The 15,843-nt window shown below is 52.1% G+C and carries 23 protein-coding genes; 16 read left to right on the top strand and 7 right to left on the bottom strand.

The window, feature by feature from the left end:
* The first annotated feature begins 98 nt into the window (after positions 1-98).
* The 4 genes from KNP82_RS08745 to KNP82_RS08730 all read left to right on the top strand — a co-directional run bounded on the left by KNP82_RS08745 (position 99) and on the right by KNP82_RS08730 (position 1,832).
* A complete protein-coding gene (locus KNP82_RS08745) occupies positions 99-623 on the top strand; it encodes a GrpB family protein (protein WP_021065900.1) in 525 nt (174 codons plus the stop codon).
* A 56-nt stretch (positions 624-679) separates the two neighbouring features.
* Positions 680-1,000, top strand: a complete 321-nt coding sequence (locus KNP82_RS08740; RefSeq protein ID WP_029594483.1) for a hypothetical protein — start codon at positions 680-682, stop codon at positions 998-1,000.
* Entirely contained in the window at positions 1,000-1,461 is a 462-nt protein-coding gene (locus tag KNP82_RS08735; RefSeq protein WP_165569441.1) for a GNAT family N-acetyltransferase, read from the top strand. Before KNP82_RS08740 ends, KNP82_RS08735 begins: the two co-directional genes overlap by 1 nt.
* Positions 1,462-1,529: 68 nt before the next feature.
* Complete coding sequence (locus KNP82_RS08730; protein ID WP_029594486.1) at positions 1,530-1,832, top strand: hypothetical protein; 303 nt, start codon at positions 1,530-1,532, stop codon at positions 1,830-1,832.
* Positions 1,833-1,856: 24 nt separating this feature from the next.
* On the opposite strand, the gene KNP82_RS08725 is transcribed toward KNP82_RS08730, so the two are convergent.
* The 3 genes from KNP82_RS08725 to KNP82_RS08715 all read right to left on the bottom strand — a co-directional run bounded on the left by KNP82_RS08725 (position 1,857) and on the right by KNP82_RS08715 (position 5,294).
* The gene (locus KNP82_RS08725) at positions 1,857-2,714 is read right to left on the bottom strand and encodes a pirin family protein (protein ID WP_021065904.1); all 858 of its coding nucleotides are present in this window, start codon (positions 2,712-2,714) and stop codon (positions 1,857-1,859) included.
* Between the two features lie 122 nt (positions 2,715-2,836).
* Entirely contained in the window at positions 2,837-4,111 is a 1,275-nt protein-coding gene (locus KNP82_RS08720) for a hypothetical protein (RefSeq protein ID WP_353049059.1), read from the bottom strand.
* A gap of 286 nt (positions 4,112-4,397) precedes the next feature.
* The gene (locus KNP82_RS08715) at positions 4,398-5,294 is read right to left on the bottom strand and encodes an aldo/keto reductase (protein ID WP_021065906.1); all 897 of its coding nucleotides are present in this window, start codon (positions 5,292-5,294) and stop codon (positions 4,398-4,400) included.
* A 153-nt stretch (positions 5,295-5,447) separates the two neighbouring features.
* Here KNP82_RS08715 and KNP82_RS08710 point away from each other — a divergent pair, with 153 nt between their 5' ends.
* The 4 genes from KNP82_RS08710 (at position 5,448) to KNP82_RS08695 (ending at position 7,496) form a co-directional block, all read left to right on the top strand.
* A complete protein-coding gene (locus KNP82_RS08710; RefSeq protein ID WP_029594488.1) occupies positions 5,448-6,059 on the top strand; it encodes a serine/threonine protein kinase in 612 nt (203 codons plus the stop codon).
* A gap of 81 nt (positions 6,060-6,140) precedes the next feature.
* Entirely contained in the window at positions 6,141-6,467 is a 327-nt protein-coding gene (locus KNP82_RS08705; protein WP_021065908.1) for a four-helix bundle copper-binding protein, read from the top strand.
* A gap of 111 nt (positions 6,468-6,578) precedes the next feature.
* Entirely contained in the window at positions 6,579-7,091 is a 513-nt protein-coding gene (locus tag KNP82_RS08700) for a GNAT family N-acetyltransferase (protein WP_029594490.1), read from the top strand.
* Positions 7,092-7,157: 66 nt separating this feature from the next.
* The gene (locus tag KNP82_RS08695; RefSeq protein ID WP_214798559.1) at positions 7,158-7,496 is read left to right on the top strand and encodes a zinc ribbon domain-containing protein YjdM; all 339 of its coding nucleotides are present in this window, start codon (positions 7,158-7,160) and stop codon (positions 7,494-7,496) included.
* A gap of 41 nt (positions 7,497-7,537) precedes the next feature.
* Here KNP82_RS08695 and KNP82_RS08690 read toward each other — a convergent pair whose 3' ends face one another.
* Positions 7,538-8,995 carry an aldehyde dehydrogenase family protein gene (locus tag KNP82_RS08690; RefSeq protein ID WP_029594491.1) on the bottom strand — a complete coding sequence of 486 codons (1,458 nt, stop codon included), beginning with the start codon at positions 8,993-8,995 and terminating at the stop codon, positions 7,538-7,540.
* Between the two features lie 170 nt (positions 8,996-9,165).
* On the opposite strand from KNP82_RS08690, the gene KNP82_RS08685 reads away from it, so the two are divergent.
* Genes KNP82_RS08685 through KNP82_RS08670 form a run of 4 tightly spaced genes read left to right on the top strand, consistent with a single transcriptional unit; the run spans position 9,166 to position 11,612 of the window.
* The gene (locus KNP82_RS08685; RefSeq protein ID WP_128123661.1) at positions 9,166-9,519 is read left to right on the top strand and encodes a PadR family transcriptional regulator; all 354 of its coding nucleotides are present in this window, start codon (positions 9,166-9,168) and stop codon (positions 9,517-9,519) included.
* Positions 9,494-10,249, top strand: a complete 756-nt coding sequence (locus KNP82_RS08680; RefSeq protein WP_021065913.1) for an HAAS domain-containing protein — start codon at positions 9,494-9,496, stop codon at positions 10,247-10,249. Before KNP82_RS08685 ends, KNP82_RS08680 begins: the two co-directional genes overlap by 26 nt.
* Complete coding sequence (locus KNP82_RS08675) at positions 10,246-10,605, top strand: hypothetical protein (RefSeq protein WP_214827606.1); 360 nt, start codon at positions 10,246-10,248, stop codon at positions 10,603-10,605. Before KNP82_RS08680 ends, KNP82_RS08675 begins: the two co-directional genes overlap by 4 nt.
* A 59-nt stretch (positions 10,606-10,664) precedes the next feature.
* Complete coding sequence (locus KNP82_RS08670; RefSeq protein ID WP_029594495.1) at positions 10,665-11,612, top strand: alpha/beta hydrolase; 948 nt, start codon at positions 10,665-10,667, stop codon at positions 11,610-11,612.
* A gap of 12 nt (positions 11,613-11,624) precedes the next feature.
* Here KNP82_RS08670 and KNP82_RS08665 read toward each other — a convergent pair whose 3' ends face one another.
* Positions 11,625-12,467 carry a GNAT family N-acetyltransferase gene (locus KNP82_RS08665; RefSeq protein ID WP_214798565.1) on the bottom strand — a complete coding sequence of 281 codons (843 nt, stop codon included), beginning with the start codon at positions 12,465-12,467 and terminating at the stop codon, positions 11,625-11,627.
* A 71-nt stretch (positions 12,468-12,538) separates the two neighbouring features.
* Here KNP82_RS08665 and KNP82_RS08660 point away from each other — a divergent pair, with 71 nt between their 5' ends.
* Positions 12,539-13,249, top strand: a complete 711-nt coding sequence (locus KNP82_RS08660; protein ID WP_214827603.1) for a YjjG family noncanonical pyrimidine nucleotidase — start codon at positions 12,539-12,541, stop codon at positions 13,247-13,249.
* Here the strand turns inward: KNP82_RS08660 and KNP82_RS08655 are convergent.
* On the bottom strand, positions 13,220-13,666 hold the full coding sequence (locus KNP82_RS08655) for an NUDIX hydrolase (RefSeq protein ID WP_021065918.1): 447 nt from the start codon (positions 13,664-13,666) through the stop codon (positions 13,220-13,222). The genes KNP82_RS08660 and KNP82_RS08655 overlap by 30 nt on opposite strands.
* 53 nt (positions 13,667-13,719) lie before the next feature.
* Between KNP82_RS08655 and KNP82_RS08650 the strand changes: the two genes are divergently transcribed.
* From KNP82_RS08650 to KNP82_RS08640, 3 genes are read left to right on the top strand one after another with little or no spacing between them, the layout of a single operon-like run.
* Complete coding sequence (locus tag KNP82_RS08650) at positions 13,720-14,322, top strand: pentapeptide repeat-containing protein (protein ID WP_058765043.1); 603 nt, start codon at positions 13,720-13,722, stop codon at positions 14,320-14,322.
* The gene (locus KNP82_RS08645) at positions 14,319-15,158 is read left to right on the top strand and encodes an aminoglycoside 6-adenylyltransferase (RefSeq protein ID WP_214798568.1); all 840 of its coding nucleotides are present in this window, start codon (positions 14,319-14,321) and stop codon (positions 15,156-15,158) included. Before KNP82_RS08650 ends, KNP82_RS08645 begins: the two co-directional genes overlap by 4 nt.
* Positions 15,159-15,206: 48 nt before the next feature.
* Positions 15,207-15,359 carry a hypothetical protein gene (locus KNP82_RS08640; protein ID WP_034779628.1) on the top strand — a complete coding sequence of 51 codons (153 nt, stop codon included), beginning with the start codon at positions 15,207-15,209 and terminating at the stop codon, positions 15,357-15,359.
* Positions 15,360-15,372: 13 nt separating this feature from the next.
* On the opposite strand, the gene KNP82_RS08635 is transcribed toward KNP82_RS08640, so the two are convergent.
* Entirely contained in the window at positions 15,373-15,774 is a 402-nt protein-coding gene (locus KNP82_RS08635) for an ion channel (protein ID WP_138858627.1), read from the bottom strand.
* Positions 15,775-15,843: the final 69 nt, after the last annotated feature.

The following is a 15,843-nucleotide window of genomic DNA, read 5'->3' as shown; positions in this document are numbered from 1 at the left end:
GTACAAACCTTTCGATTGGCGAAGGTGATTTCTAAACGATTTGAAAAACGGGTATGATGAAAGAGACGGAACGATTATTGTGAAGGAGGGAATGGACCATGAGAAAAGTAGAGGTCGTCCCGTATGATCCGATATGGGAGACGAAATTCAAGGAAGAGGCGTCCAAACTCGAACGCTTGTTTGAAGGGGAAATCGTCGCCATTCATCACATCGGAAGCACGTCGGTGCCGGGACTCGATGCGAAACCGATTATCGACATCATGCCGGTCGTACGAGAAATCGAGCGGATTGATGAATGGGTCGGGCACATGGAGGCACTCGGGTATCGAAGTTTCGGCGAGCATGGGATTCCGAGACGGCGCTTCTTCGCTAAAGGAGAAGACGTCCGGACGATTCACGTCCATATGTTCGAGGAAGGGGATGAAGGCGTGACCCGCCATCTCGCGTTCCGCGATTATTTGATGACGTTCCCAGACGTACGGGACGAGTATGCGGCGCTTAAACAACAATTGGCGAGCCAGCATCCGGAAGATATCGAGAGCTATATCCAAGGAAAACAAGACTGGGTATCCGCGACCGAGCAGGAGGCGACGTTGTGGTATATGTCTCGCCAACAAATTTGAAACATTTTACCGTTTCATCTCGTACAGAAAACTAATCAGTTGAGGGGGGTCATGAGATGAAACGATTTCTCGGGAAATGTATCGAGTACGCGTTTGTCGCACTGTTATTTGTCGGCTTATTTTTTGGATTGCGCTATGGCGTCAATCACTTCGTCGGAACAGACGAGATGCGTGCATACGCCTACCTGTTTCTAGGAACCGCCTTTATCATTTTCCCGGTCTCCTTGTTCGGCGGCTACTTCCTGGCCCGTCCGATTCAACACCGTTTGCACGGCAAAGAGCAGGAAACGACAAACCATACGTTGCGTGGGGATGAAAAGCCGCACGGGGTCACGGAGACGCGGGACTATAAAAATGAAGGTTCGTGGCCGTTATGATGCAGTTGATACGAACCGACGATGCGGCGTTGATTGCGACGTTGAACTGTCCAATCCATGAACATCATCTTCAGTTGGCGCCGGCGTTCTTTGCGCCTTACAATCACGCCTCGATGGAAGCGGCGTTTTCGGAGATGATGGCGCGAGACGATTATCATTTCTTCACGGCAGAGGTCGACGGAGACACAGTCGGCTACGTCTGTTTTCAAGAGCGAGTGAGTGAGGCGAACGCGTTTCGGAAAGCTGTCCGGACACTTTACGTGCATCAAATCAGCATTAACCCGGAGGCGAAGCGGCGAGGGTATGGACGCTTGGTCATGGAAGAAGTGGAACGCTATGCCATCGCACACGGATTTCCGTCAATCGAACTGGATTATTGGTCGGTGAACGAAGCGGCGGCCGCGTTTTATAGCGAAATTGGCTTTCAGCCGAAGCGACAGTTCGTCGTGAAGCATCTCTAAAGTAGAAGATTAGTCTTGGCGTACGATAATCACGCCATTTAAACACATACGAGATCGGGGAGGATTTGATGGAGACAGTCATTTTAGTCATCGGTGTCATCGGCACCATTTCGCTCATGTTATTCATGTCGAACCAATGGTTGGGCTATGGCAAAGGCAATATCGTCATGACGCTCGATGAGCATTACACGAACTTGAATGAATATGTGCCGGCGATTTTGACGAAGCTGTATGAAGACGGGAAGTCGGCCCATTATCTCGGCGACCGGAAGTTTGAAGTAGACGGTAAGCGCTATGTCCTCGTCGAACGGACCGTCCCGATCGGTCGCGTCCCGACGCAGCAGACCGTGCTCATGCCAGATAAAAAATAAGCCACGCCCTAGGCGCGGCTTATTTTATTTGACGGCCGGGGGACCGAAACCACCGGCATGGTAGTCGCGGAACGCCTGACGAATCTCCTCTTCGGTGTTCATGACGAACGGACCGTGGGCGATATAGTCTTCCCGAATCGGCTTACCTGAGTAGATGAGCAGTTTCGCACGTGACGTCGCTTTGAGGCGGACCACGCTCTCACCGTCACTCGTCTCATCGTACGTGAGCGTCGCCGCGTGCGTCTTCGCAAGCGGTGTCGCTGATGTTCCGAGTTCGAGGGAACCCGCGAGAACGTAGACGAAAGCGTTATGATTCGTCGGGATGATGTGCTCATAGGCGGCCCCACTCTGTAAGCTCACTTCGCTCATCGTGATGGGGACGAGACTGTCCATCGGTCCGGTCACTCCGGCGATGTCACCCGAATAGACACGCACGTGTCCTCCGTCAATCGGCACGAGCGGTGCCTCTTCGACATATACGTTTTGGTAAGATGTCGTCGTCGTTTTAAGTGTTTTCGGCAAGTTGAGCCATAGTTGAAGCGTATGAATCAAGTCGTCGTCGACGGCCTCCTCGGCATGACGTGCCGCCCAGCCCGCATTCATATATTGAACGTCACCCGCATCTAAAATCGAATGTCCGCCATGGTTGTCGATATGTTCAAGTCGTCCGTCAATCACGTAGGTAATGGTCTGGAAGCCGCGGTGAGGATGGTCAGAGAACGTTCCCCGCTTGAACCAGTCCTCGGCCATCAAGATGAACGGGTCGAACTCGTCTTTTCGTTCCGGAGGCAAGACCCAACCCTGCTGCACGTGCGGATATCCGTTTTGTTTATAGGCGACCGGCCAATGGCTGGCGACGTCGCGCTCGAATCGTTTCGTCATCACACTCTCTCCTTTGCACTGTTTGTTGTCATTGTCGCATAGCGAGCCAAGGAGGCTTTCCGATTTTGCCTATATAACGTGTAAAGCCAGACCGGTGAGCCAGTCTGGCTTGAAAAGTGTCGTCAGTTGTTTGCTTGTCCGATGGAAAGGTCGCGCCACCGTTCGGCATCGGCGCGGAGCAATTTGAAATGTGAGCCTGTCTTCGTGTTTGTCAAAATTACATCGTCTTCCGTGTAACTGAGATCGAACGTTTGAGCACAAATGCCCTCGAACACCGTCAAATAAGGGGTCGGCGCTGGGGTTCCGGCCGTGGCCACGGCTTTTGAGCGATCGATGGCTTGAAACACGAACTGGACGGTCTCGGCGTTGGCATGATGCAAGAACGGTGCATCTTTTGATTCTGTGCCGATTAGAGCCAGTTCATGGGCGACGACGTGACGTCGATTGGCGAATTGTTGCCGCATTTTTGTTTTCAAGCGGTCGCCGTGCAACAACGTCTCTTCTTTATAGGTGATAGAAACGACTTGTTTATAAGGTTTGCCATCGCGGATGAAGGAGAAACTGAACAGTGGATAGCGCTCGTTCGGAACGAGTTTGGTCGGGAGCGTGCTCGCCTGCCGCGTCCCGAGCATTCGATCGTAGGTGGCATCCTGCGGTCGCAGGACGTCCTCATATAACGTCTGATCGGATGACAGATGGAGCCCGTACTGTTGCGTGTCTTGAGACACTTCGGTCCCTAAGCCGAGGGACAGGAACGGTTGACGTGACGATTCGTTGATGGGCAACGTGATGGTCTCACGCGATTCGGGTGACTCGAACGTGAATTCGAACGAACCGTTGAACGGCATCGTCACGTGGACGAGCGTCTGTTCGAAACCGTGACGTTTTGGATAAGGCTCATTGCCGACCGGTTTTTTCATCTCTTCGGTGAAATGGACTTGCTCGTGCGGTTGCGCAACTCGAAGCTTCGACGTCGCGGATGATGAGACGGCTTGGTCGCGGTACGGAGTGAGACTATCCGGCAACGCATCGATTTGTTTCATATAGGTGATGGTGTCGCCTTGGCATTGGACGTAGGTTTGATTTTCCACTTCAAAAAATGTGGCGGTCGGAAAGACTTCGGTCGAGGCCGTGGTCGTAAGCGGTTGGCTCAATTTGACCGTGCCAATCAAGAGACGCTCTCCATCAGGCGCACGGGTGATGGCGTCCTCTGGGTAACAGGCATCAAGGACGTTCGTCCGGTCGGACTCGGTCATCTCGATTTGTTGACCAGAAGGCAGAGAGGCGCGACCTTGATAGTACTCTGGAGCCGTATGTAAACGAAATGCATGTTCTTCTTCGCATCCGAACAGGACGAACAACATGGCGAGCATACAAAGAATCAGGTACTTTTTCACAGGGTGCACTCCTTTAATGATTAACTTTCATCATTTTAGCACCATTTTTTTGTGACTATAGTCTTAGGAAAATTAATGCGATTTTTTTTAAAAAAATCAAAAAACCCGCTCCACTTGAACTGAACGGGCTTGTTTTACACTTATGGATATGAAATGGAATTTCTCCATTTGACACGTGTCGATTTTTGACGAATGAACGTTGTGATGTAGACGTTCTTGAAAATGACGAAAATCGTCGAAAATAACAAAATGGAATTAAAAAGGGGTTATTTGTTTATTTTTACCTTCAATCCACGTCGCGACCACGGGCCGCCTTCAAAATTTCGAACCATTCTTCTCGCGTCAGGTCAATCTGAAGCGCATCGACGGCGGTCCGAACTCGTTCAATTTTCCCAGATCCGACGATCGGCATGATCTTGGCCGGGTGCTTCAAGAGCCACGCGTAGACGACGGCGTCGATGCCGCCCGCTTGATGTCGATCGCTGATTTCCTCCAATTTTTCACGAAGCGGTGCGTAAGCGGCCTCGGTGAACAGTTGTCCGCCGGCGAGAGGGCTCCACGCCATGAGTGGCATCCGTTTCTCGTGGCATAGGTCGACAGTACCATCTTCAAAATGCTTCAGTTGCATCGGTGAGAGCTCAAGCTGGTTCGTCACGAGTTGGAACGGTAAACGTGACTGTAACAACTGTTGGGTTGCCGGCACATGGTTCGAGACCCCGAACGTACGCACTTTTCCGCTTCGTTGCAACGTGATGAACGCCTCGGCGACTTCGTCCGGGTCCATGAGCGGGTCGGGACGGTGAATCAAAAGCGTGTCAATCTGATCGATGGCGAGCTCCTGTAGCGAGCGCTCGGCTTGACGGATGATATGTTCTTTCGTCGTATCATAATGGTTGATGGATTGGCCAGGGTTGAAAGAGCCTGTCAGCTTGATGCCGGTCTTCGTCACAATCTCGATTTGATCGCGGAGTGATGGCTTGAGACGAAGCGCTTCGCCGAACAATCCTTCACACGTATAGCCACCGTATATATCAGCGTGATCGAACGTCGTGATGCCGAGTTCGATACATTGTTCGATGAAAGTGAGGCGTTCCTGCGGGCTCATGTCCCATTCGGCCAAACGCCACATGCCGTGAATGATTCGTGAGAATGATAAGTCTTCTGTCAGTTCGATGCGTTGCATGGTAAGTTCCTCCTCATTGTTTGTCGCTTTCATTATAAGGATAAAACAGGAGGGCGTCACTTTTGGGGCGTATTGGAAGGACATGAACCGAGTCAAACTAAAGCGATTTCAGTTATGATGAGACAGAGATGATTAGAAAAAGAGGAGTGACTTATGAATCATTACGAACAATATGCGAACGTCACGTTTGAGCAACAAGGTCAGGAAACATACGTGACCGCCGCTCATGCCGATCTCGAACTGCACGGGATTGGGCGCAGTGCCGCCGTGTTTCGCATAAAAGACACGCGACTCGTCATCAAAGTGTTCTTTCCGGATTATACGCATATCGCAGCTGAAGAGGCTGTGATTTATCGAACGCTCGAAGGGTTACCTCAATTCCCACGCTTGTATGAAGCAGGTGTGAATTATATCGTCATCGACTACATCGAGGGCAAGACGCTATTCGAATGTTTGACGGAAGGAATTTGGATTGATGCGTCGTACATTCAGCAAGTCGATGCAGCGCTCATCGCGGCACGAAACCTCGGGCTGACGCCATCGGACGTTCATTTGCGCAATTTGATTTTGACGCCGGAAGGCCGTATTTATTTAATCGACTTGGCCCGCTTCCGCCAAGGACAGCACGTCGATCACCAATGGGAAGACTTGAAGCGGATGTATCGGTTTTATCGGCTCCGTTTCATGCCGAAGCGCTATTCAGAGCGTTTGTTGAACGGAGTCGCCTATTTATACCGTACGTTTGTGAACGACCCGAGACACTAGTCGACGGTCGTTTTTCTTTTGAAGATTAGGGAACAAAGAGGATGTGACTGTCACTTCGTTTTGGAAAAGGAGGCTGATTGTATGCATCGGATTTATGCAAATGAACTGGAGACGTTACGTGATTGTGTGGAGACGTGTAATTACTGTCTCGAGTCGTGCCTGGAAGAACATGACGTTAAGATGATGGTTGACTGCATCCGGCTCGACCGGGAGTGCGCCGCCATCTGTTCGTTTCTCGCCGAGGCGATGACGCGAGATTCGGCGTTCGTGCCCGAACTCGCCCGGGCTTGTGCGGTCGTCTGTAAGGCGTGTGCCCAGGAATGCGAGAAACATAAGCATGCCCATTGCCAAGAATGTGCGCGCGTCTGTGTCGAGTGCGCCTCGATGTGCGATCGTTTGGCAGCATAATGTGAAAAAGTCAGTCAAAACGGCTGACTTTTTTATGTGGGAGCGAATCGCCAGGTGTATTTTGAAATCGAGATAAGTATAATGAAGAAAACGTATGAAAGTGGTGTTCTCATGATTCGCAATTGTCGTCGAGATGATCTTCAAGCTGTCTTACATATTTATAATGATGCCATCGTCAACAGTACCGCCGTCTATCACTACGAACCGGTGACGCTTCAAAATCGAATCGCTTGGTACGAGGAGAAAAAAGCGGCCGGACTTCCAATCATCGTATGGGAGGAAGGGGATGTCGTGATGGGCTTTGCCACGTTTGGACCGTTTCGTCCTTGGCCGGCCTATCATTATACGGTCGAACACTCGGTGTACGTCCATCCTGGATACCGCAGCAAAGGCATCGGCAACAAGCTGCTCCGAGAAATCATCCGCATCGGTGAAGAGCGGGATGTGAAGACGATGATTGGTGGCATCGATGCAGCCAATATCGCGAGCGTCAAAGCACATGAAAAGTTAGGGTTCGTCCATTCCGGTACGATTAAAAAAGCCGGCTACAAGTTCGGAAAGTGGCTCGACTTATCGTTTTATCAACTCGATTTGAAAGGCCCCGAGGCTCCGCAAGAAGGCTGACCGCTAGCTGTCGACGTTCCGAAAATACGGTATACTGGGGACAGTGAATCGAATGGAGGAATCAGCATGACAGAACTACCGAATTGTCCGAAGTGTCAATCGTCTTACGTGTATGAGGACGGGAGCTTGCTCGTCTGTCCAGAATGTGCGTACGAGTGGTCACCGAGTGAGTCGGCTGAAGCAGAAGCGGACGCGCAAATCAAAGACGCGAACGGAAACGTGCTCCAAGACGGGGACACGGTCACGGTCATCAAAGATTTAAAGGTGAAAGGGACGTCGCTCGTCGTCAAACAAGGCACGAAAGTGAAAGGCATCCGTCTCGTCGACGGGGACCATGACATCGACTGCAAGATTGACGGCTTCGGTGCGATGAAGCTCAAATCAGAATTCGTCAAGAAGGTATAAAAAAACTGTTTCGGTCCACGGACCGAAACAGTTTTTTGTGCTTATGAGAAAAATGGTTTGTATTCACGGCGTTCATGCATGACCGATACCCATTGGAGCGTCGTGAACTCCTCAAGCACCCATTCGCCGTTGAAACGGCCAAGACCAGAATCTTTCTCACCACCGAACGGCAAGTGCGGCTCATCGTTCACCGATTGGTCGTTGACGTGAATCATCCCCGTCTCGACTTGGCGGGCGAACTCGGTCGCGCGATAGATTGAACCGTGGACGGCACCGCTCAGTCCGTACGGGAGTTCGTTCGAGAGTTTCAGCGCCTCGGCGTCATCTTTGAACGACAGAATGACGGCGACCGGTCCGAAAATCTCATTTTTCGCGAGTGGCATGTCATTTGTGACACCGCTCACGACGGTCGGCTCGAGCACGTTCCCGTCAGCGTTGCCGCCGACCTGGAGCGTCGCACCGGCGTCGACCGTCTGCTTGATTTGATCGAGGATGCGGTCGACTTGATCGTGATCGATGAGCGGCCCGACTTGTGTATCCGATTCGTTCGGGTTGCCGAACTTCAAGGCGCGAACCCGCTCCACAAATTTTTCAAGGAACGCATCGTGAATCGACTCGGCGACGAGAATCCGGTTCGTCGACATACAGATTTGCCCTTGATGATAGAACTTCGAGTAGACGGCCGATTCGACGGCACGGTCGATGTCGGCGTCGTCTAACACGACGAAGACGTTATTCCCGCCGAGTTCGAGCGCTGTTTTCTTCAACAGGCGTCCGGCCTTCTCGGCGATGCCTTTGCCGACCTCGGTCGAACCAGTGAACGAAATGAGTTTTGGCACCGGATGCTCGACGATGGCGTCCCCAATTTCCGAACCGCGACCGACGACGACGTTCAAGACGCCTTTCGGAAGACCCGCCTCTTCAAATAACGAGGCGAACAGGAGACCACCTGTGACCGGTGTCGCTGTCGCCGGTTTGACGACGACGGTATTGCCCGTCGCGAGCGCGGAGACGATTGAGCGGACCGCGAGGTGGAACGGGAAGTTCCATGGGCTGATGACGCCGATGACACCGAGCGGTTTCCGGTAAACCCGGTTCTCTTTGTTCGGGACGATTGACGGCTTGATGAGTCCGTCCATGCGGAACGGGAACGTCGCCGCTTCTTTGATGATCGCCATCGATGCTAAAAATTCACCTTCTGCTTTGATACGTGTGCTACCCGATTCTTTGACGAGCCACTCGATGATGTCTTCTTTATGTTGTAACGTCACTTCGGCGAACTTCTCAATCAAGGCCCGTCGATTTTGTGGCAGCATCGTCGCCCATTCGGTTTGTGCTTCTTTCGCAACGGCATAAGCCTTGTCGAGATCAGACTCGTCGGCCGAACGAATCGAGAACAATGTCTCGTCCGTGAACGGGTTGGTGTTATCGATCGATTTGTCGCTTGATCCTTCGACCCATTGGCCATCAATGTACATCTTCGTAAAATCGGTATGCATGTTCAAACACTCCTTTATCTTTTTGCTTCACCTTAAGAAGTATTCACCTGATTTGAAAAATTAAACCTATCGATGCGCAACTAACTTGTTTTACAAAGTAGTTGCAAATGGTAGCTCCTTCCATTACTATTATGTATAACAAGTTAGTTTGGTGAAAGTGAGGATACGCCATGGCGATGAGTCAAATGTTAAAAGGATTGCTCGAAGGTTGCCTGTTGGCCATCATCGATAAAGGAGAGACGTACGGCTATGAGATGTCGGAGAAGTTGCAGGCGTACGGATTCACGATGGTGAGTGAGGGCAGTATTTACCCGGTCCTGTTACGGATGAAGAAAGAAGGGTGGGTCGAGACGGTCCAAAAAGCGTTACCATCAGGGGGACCGAAACGAAAATATTACATTTTGACGGAGGCGGGGCACCAAGAGTTGCTGGCCTTCAAACAACGTTGGGCGGAAGTGTCAAGCGGTGTCGACCGCGTACTCGGAGAGGGGAATGAAGATGGAACTTTCAAAAAAGAGTCGTGATTTTTTGGATGACTTGGCGGTATATCTCATGTCGAGCGGGAAATCGGAAGATGAAGTAAAAGAAGTTGTCGAGGAGTTAAAAGACCATCTCGAAGAAGCGGAACGAGCGGGAAAAGGTGTGGACGAGGTCGTCGGCCAGAGCCCGAAAGACTACATGCAACACCTCGGAAGCGAGATGACGTTTGACGTGAAGGGATTCGTCAAAATTGTTGCGATGATCATTCCGAACGTGTTCGCCTACATCATCATCGCTAATTTCATTCAAGGCGAGATGACATTCTCGACGGTCCAGTTGATTGGGTTCCCGCTCATCGCCGTCCTGTTCTTGCTGGCCGCCTCACAAGCGTTCCGCCACATGTCGGTCCGCTCAAAAGAAAGCAAATTTAAAAATGGGGCGACGTACATCACGCTCGCTGCGCTGCCGATGACATTGTTCCTCGGGCTGATGATACTCGACATCTTCGTCGAGACCCCGACGATCGTGTTCGGTCCAACCGGTCAACTCGTATTGTTCGGACTGGCCGTCGTCACGTTGCTCACCGTCTCGGTGTGGACGAAGACATGGATCAATCTGATCATTCCGATTCTCTTATTCGGACCACAATACGCGTTTGCCCAGACGAGTTTGCCGCTCGAGCAACAACTTATTTTCTCGATGCTGATTCTGTTCGTCGGGATGGGGGTCTTCTTGTTCGTCTGGTGGAAAAAGAATCAACAGGGACAAGCATGATGCTCGGACGAATCATTTTTGTCGCGATCTTGTGTCTGCCGTGGGGCTTTTTCGTGACAGCGGCAGACTTTCTATGGGGGAATGCGCTCGGTTATCTTCTGATTCCAGCGATCGTGTGGTCGAGTGTGTGGTGGTTTGGGCGGCGTGAGATGTTCCCGTGGCTCGCATGTGGGCTCATCGTATCGTATGTCATTTCCACGGCGATGGTTTGGCACGTCGATGGGGCGTGGGATTATTTCTTCAAGCCGATTGGCCAGTCTATCCTCGTGAATGTCTGGACCATTGTTTACGCGAGTGGTGTCGTTTTGGCGTATATGTATCGTCGTGCTTTGCAAAAAGCACGTGAATCTGCTTAAGGTCGGACGCGGCTGGGAATAGGCAACTGAACGCCTAAAAGAGAAAGAAGGGATTCCCATTGCCAGTCAATCCGACGATTCAATTTTATTTGAACCAGTTTCAAAATCAGCTCTCGACCACATATGACCAATTGGATCCGCTCGAATTAAGACGACAAGAAGACGCAATGATGACCCGATTTCAACATAGAGAACATGTGCTTGATGTCGAGGAGCGCTGGATCACGCTCCCGAATCGCTCACTTCCAATCCGCATCTATCGATCGAGTCGAACGCTTGCCCCTGCCCTCGTCTATTATCACGGGGGTGGCTATGTCACGGGGAGTCTCGACACGCATGATGCGATTTGCCGGACGATCGCGAATGAGGCCGACTGTACCGTCATCTCGGTCGGTTATCGACTCGCGCCGGAACATAAATTCCCGACAGCCGTCTACGACAGCTATGAGGCGCTCGTTTGGATTGCGGATCACGCCTCGGAACTCGAAATCGATGCCGAGCGCATCGCCGTCGGCGGTGACAGCGCTGGGGGGACGCTCGCCACGGTCAGCGCTTTGATGGCCATCGAGCAAGGCCGTCCCCTCGCCATGCATCAGCTGTTATTTTATCCGGTGACGGGGACCGAGGAGAATCTGCCGTTATCGTTAATCGAGTATGCGACCGGCTATTTGCTCGACGAGGCGTTGATTCGTTGGTTCCAACACCAATACTTTCATGACGAGACTGAATTGACCCACCCCTACGCCTCGCCGATCGTTTCGCCACATTTGGCGAAACTGCCGCCGACGACGCTGTTGACGGCAGAATATGACCCGCTCCGTGACCTCGGCCGAGCGTACGCCAATAAATTGATTAGTCTCGGTGTCCCGGTGACGTATCACAATTACGGAGGACTCATCCACGGCTTCGTCAACTACTACGCATACGTTCCGGAAGCGCGACGAGCCGTCAAAGAAGCGGCGCAGTCGCTCGGACATGCCTTTCATACGCAAAAAACTCGCCCCTAAGGCGAGTTTTTTTCATGCTTTCGATAAATAAGGAAAGCGACAACCTTCCGGGAAAAATTGTCCTTCGTTCATGCGAATCATCCATTGGCCTTCGCGGGACGGACGTTGCTCCACACCGTCCAGGTCCGGCGTGAATTTAAAGACGATTTCGGTGATGCCTTCAAAGGAGAGCCGGGCCACGACGTCACGCATATCGACAGGCCGCGGCGACAGCACGGCATACAAGTTTAAGCGCGAGCGCTCAATCATATAAATGACATGGACGTCATCGAAACGATACACGTCCTCGTCCATCCCTTGATAGTAATGGAACATCCAAATGTGCATGTCGTCTGTCGTATACAGACGCGGTGAAAACGGGAGTGACTCTAGTTTGAAACGACGCCACTGTTCGGCATCGACGTCAACATGTTCGAGTAGGGAAGCCGATCCCGAGACTGAAACGAATAGCTCCGGTTCGGGTTGGACGGAGAACCCCTGTTGCTCGTAAAATGGTGCAACCCCTTCGTCACAAGCCAAAAAATAAGGTAACCCATCCGTGTCATGCTGCTTGAACAAATGCTTAAAGATGCGGGTGGCGAGCCCTTGTCCTTGTCGGATCTCGTCCGTCATGACCGTTCCGATTTGATACGCTTCGCGCGCGGTTCCGTCCATCATCACTGTCATTCGGCTCATCCCGACGTTCGAGATGACATTCCGATAGAACGTCAATGAATAACAGCGATAGTGGTCAGTCCATTCGCCAGCTTTGTACCACTCGCGAAAATCGATGCCGAATGTCTCATCGGCAAAGTAAAAAAACGATTCGAGTTCTTTGTTCGAATACTCGAGGTTGGTGATTGGCTTTTTGGGCATAGGGCTCGCTCCTTTTTTGAACTTCTATGTCTGTTCCTGTACATTAGAGGCAGAGAGGGGTAATAGAGATTATGAAACGGTATGAAGCGATTTTATTCGATGTCGACGACACGTTGCTCGACTTTAAACAGAGCGAGCACGTCGCCTTGGAGCAGTTGCTCGCGGCACACAACGTTCGGATGACAGATGAATTGAAACAACAGTACGTGACGATCAATAACGGATTATGGCGCGCGTTCGAGCGTGGCGAGGTCGGACGGGAAGACGTCTTAATGGGCCGACACACGCAACTGTTCGATACGCTCGGCATCACAATCGACGCGCATGAAGTCGAACAGCGCTATCGCGACCATTTGCACGACGGGGTACACATCATCGATGGGGCACTCGAGCTCGTCCAAACGCTCAGTGAACAGTATCCGCTCTATATCGTCACGAACGGTGTGACGGAGACGCAGTTCAAGCGGCTCGAAGCGTCGGGACTGCTTCCTTATTTCAAGGATGTGTTCGTCTCGGATGCGACCGGATCGCAAAAGCCGATGGAACCGTTCTTCGATTACGTGTTCGACCGCGTGCCGAACGTGGCACCGCAACGTGGACTCATCGTCGGTGACTCGCTGACGGCAGATATCGCCGGCGGGCGCATGTATGGGCTCGACACGTGCTGGTACAATCCGCACGAGATTGCGGCGTCGGTCGAGACGACATATGAGATTCAAGACTTGCACGAGTTGAAGTCGATTCTATCAAGCTCAGCGATCGATAAAGTGGGGCGGCAGTGATTGCGGCAACGCATAGAGTGTCTCCGGGAAGAGTTTCAAGTCCCGGAGCGCGTCGAGCGGCTGCCAACGATAGATGAGGTGATCGCCTTCCGGTCCGTGGAAGTCTCCATGCCGGAGCGGGAGGTCACCCGATACATAAAAGTACATGCCGATCTCATGCACGGTGCGCTCCAAATACGTGAAGAAATTTTCGGAGACGAAAGCGAACGTCGTTCCCGTCAGTGTCGCTTCGAGTTCTTCTTGCAGCTCACGCGTCAAGGCGAGCTCGGCTTCTTCGCCGATGCCGACCCGGCCGCCCGGCAACGCCCAAAAGTCATCGTTCACGTTCCGATGAACGAGCAAATGACCGTCCTGGACCCAGATGCCGGCAACGCGATAATTGAACGTGCCGTGCTCGGTCGGAAATACGATATCCATTTTCATCACTCCATTCCTTAAGCTACATCAAGTATACGCCAAGGAGGCAGGTCATGTTTCAATCAAATGAGAGTTATAAAGGTGAGGACTTCCGCGACGAGACGCTCCGTGACATCCAACTTACGCAGACGACGTTCGAGAACTGTCGCTTCACCTATATCGATGCGACCGAGTTCGAGACCGAACAGTGTCGTTTCATCAACTGTGACTTCACCGATTCGAAGTGGAACGCCTCGCGCCACAGCGGCAGCTCGTTCTTGAACTGTCAGTTCAATGGGGCGAATCTGTTTTTGAGCGAGTTCGATCAGTGCAAGATGACAGGCTCGTCGTTCGAGTCATGCACGTTCGAAGGGGTCGTCGTGCGTGAAGGAGATTGGTCGTTCGTCAATCTGCGTCACGCCCCGCTCCGGAAGATGGATTGGTCCGGTGTCCGGTTGACCGAGGCCGATTTATACGGTGCGGATTTGAAAGAATCACGCTGGACGAACGCCGTCTTGTCCCGCGCCGTGTTGCAGCACGCGGATTGCACCGGTGCCGATTTTGTAGGGGCCGAGATGGACGGGGTCGATTTCTCGGACGTCATCCTGAAACAAGCGACGATCGATGTGATACAGGCCGTCCAAATCGCCCGCTCGCTCGGGGCGAACGTCATATGACCAATGAGCAAGTGCTCGAGCATTTGACGTCCGTGGCCGCGGAGCGGGAAGACGTCCGCGTCCTCGTCTTGAACGGGTCGCTCGTCAATCCGAACGTGCCGGTGGACTTCTTTCAAGACGTCGATGTCACTTGTTTCGTCGAAGACGTGACCACGTTCATCGAGGACCGTTCCTGGATGCTGCCGCTCGGGGACGTCTTGATCATGCAGATGCCGGACGAGGTGCCGGGAGGCGACGAATATGAGCGTTTCGCGTTTCTCGTCCAGTTTGCAGCCGGTCATCGCGTCGATTTGACCGTTCGCCCGCTGCGTGACGTGCAACAGGCGATTCAAGCGGACTCACTCAGTCTCGTCCTCGTCGATAAAGACGGGATTGCCGGTGAACCGATTCCATCTGATGACACGTACCGCATCCACCGACCGAGCCGATTTGACTATGAGCAGTGTTGGAACGAGTTTTGGTGGGTGTCGCTTTACGTCGTCAAAGGTATCAAGCGGGGTCAACTGTTATACGCTTTCGACCATGTGACGATCATGCGAACGATGCTCCGGCAGATGCTTGCATGGGACGTCGGCTTTGCGACAAACTTTACGGCGAACGGAGGAAAGTCTGGGGATGGGCTTGAGAAGCATCTGGCCCCTGAAGTATGGCAGGCTTATCTTGATACATACACTTTGGTCGAAGTGACAGCGATGGAAACGGCCCATGCGACGTTGGTGGAACAATTTGAATGTGTCAGTCGCCGCGTGGCCGACCAAGCCGGATATCCGTTTGCGGAGATGGAAGCCCGACGAATTCGTGACGCCTTTTCGACGCTTTGGTGTTCAAACGATTAGTTTTCGGTTGAGTCGGGAAAAGCCCCTCTATAGAAGGGGGAATGACGCTTGAATCCGTATACGACGTTCATCGCGCTCCTAGTGGGGAGTTTACTCTTATTTGTCGGCATCCGGACGAAAAAATGGCCGATTTTAGTCGTGGCCTTATTTCCGCTTGGACTTGTCGCCTTCAACATGTATTTGCTGATTACTGGACGTTAGAAGACTGTTTTCTTCAGTCTTCTTTTTTGTATATCGATTTTACAAAAAATGCTGTCGGCAACAAAATCCCGATGGCCGCTTCGAGCAAGGCGAACAACCGGGCCGGACCGATTGGCAGCAGGTCGCCGAATCCGATAGACAGCAACGTGACCCCGCTGAAGTAAAGCAGATTGCGCCAGTTCGGATCGACCGCGTTCATCGTCTCGAGTGACGTCACCAATATGACGCCATCGCGTGATAGCGCGTAGTAAATCAAGGCAAACCCGATCATGACGCCGAGTAGGCTGACGAACAAGTGGCTGAACAAGCGCATATCGAAGCCGGTCTGTCTATACGTTTGGCGCCGAAAGAAGGTAAACACGTTCAAGCCGACGAATAATAGGGCAATCGTCAATAAAATGGAATTCACGCCCATTTCTCCCTTCTGTGACAGTCTGTACTATGTTGTTTCCCTGATCGTTCACCGTCAAACGGACCGATTCAC

The organism is Exiguobacterium sp. s26 (assembly GCF_018618235.1).
Taxonomy (GTDB): Bacteria; Bacillota; Bacilli; order Exiguobacteriales; family Exiguobacteriaceae; genus Exiguobacterium; species Exiguobacterium chiriqhucha.
Note: the sequence above shows the minus strand (reverse complement) of the source record. Positions and strands in the feature narration are given on the sequence as shown.

Excerpts from the sequence above, each read along its gene's own strand:
- KNP82_RS08675 (WP_214827606.1), top strand. The coding sequence starts at position 10,246 with ATGATGCTCGGACGAATCATTTTTGTCGCGATCTTGTGTCTGCCGTGG.
- KNP82_RS08700 (WP_029594490.1), top strand. The coding sequence starts at position 6,579 with ATGATTCGCAATTGTCGTCGAGATGATCTTCAAGCTGTCTTACATATT.
- KNP82_RS08705 (WP_021065908.1), top strand. The coding sequence starts at position 6,141 with ATGCATCGGATTTATGCAAATGAACTGGAGACGTTACGTGATTGTGTG.
- KNP82_RS08665 (WP_214798565.1), bottom strand. The coding sequence starts at position 12,467 with ATGCCCAAAAAGCCAATCACCAACCTCGAGTATTCGAACAAAGAACTC.
- KNP82_RS08645 (WP_214798568.1), top strand. The coding sequence starts at position 14,319 with ATGACCAATGAGCAAGTGCTCGAGCATTTGACGTCCGTGGCCGCGGAG.
- KNP82_RS08680 (WP_021065913.1), top strand. The coding sequence starts at position 9,494 with ATGGAACTTTCAAAAAAGAGTCGTGATTTTTTGGATGACTTGGCGGTA.
- KNP82_RS08655 (WP_021065918.1), bottom strand. The coding sequence starts at position 13,666 with ATGGATATCGTATTTCCGACCGAGCACGGCACGTTCAATTATCGCGTT.
- KNP82_RS08635 (WP_138858627.1), bottom strand. The coding sequence starts at position 15,774 with ATGGGCGTGAATTCCATTTTATTGACGATTGCCCTATTATTCGTCGGC.
- KNP82_RS08650 (WP_058765043.1), top strand. The coding sequence starts at position 13,720 with ATGTTTCAATCAAATGAGAGTTATAAAGGTGAGGACTTCCGCGACGAG.
- KNP82_RS08710 (WP_029594488.1), top strand. The coding sequence starts at position 5,448 with ATGAATCATTACGAACAATATGCGAACGTCACGTTTGAGCAACAAGGT.
- KNP82_RS08715 (WP_021065906.1), bottom strand. The coding sequence starts at position 5,294 with ATGCAACGCATCGAACTGACAGAAGACTTATCATTCTCACGAATCATT.
- KNP82_RS08685 (WP_128123661.1), top strand. The coding sequence starts at position 9,166 with ATGGCGATGAGTCAAATGTTAAAAGGATTGCTCGAAGGTTGCCTGTTG.
- KNP82_RS08740 (WP_029594483.1), top strand. The coding sequence starts at position 680 with ATGAAACGATTTCTCGGGAAATGTATCGAGTACGCGTTTGTCGCACTG.
- KNP82_RS08690 (WP_029594491.1), bottom strand. The coding sequence starts at position 8,995 with ATGCATACCGATTTTACGAAGATGTACATTGATGGCCAATGGGTCGAA.
- KNP82_RS08695 (WP_214798559.1), top strand. The coding sequence starts at position 7,158 with ATGACAGAACTACCGAATTGTCCGAAGTGTCAATCGTCTTACGTGTAT.
- KNP82_RS08730 (WP_029594486.1), top strand. The coding sequence starts at position 1,530 with ATGGAGACAGTCATTTTAGTCATCGGTGTCATCGGCACCATTTCGCTC.
- KNP82_RS08725 (WP_021065904.1), bottom strand. The coding sequence starts at position 2,714 with ATGACGAAACGATTCGAGCGCGACGTCGCCAGCCATTGGCCGGTCGCC.
- KNP82_RS08660 (WP_214827603.1), top strand. The coding sequence starts at position 12,539 with ATGAAACGGTATGAAGCGATTTTATTCGATGTCGACGACACGTTGCTC.
- KNP82_RS08745 (WP_021065900.1), top strand. The coding sequence starts at position 99 with ATGAGAAAAGTAGAGGTCGTCCCGTATGATCCGATATGGGAGACGAAA.
- KNP82_RS08735 (WP_165569441.1), top strand. The coding sequence starts at position 1,000 with ATGCAGTTGATACGAACCGACGATGCGGCGTTGATTGCGACGTTGAAC.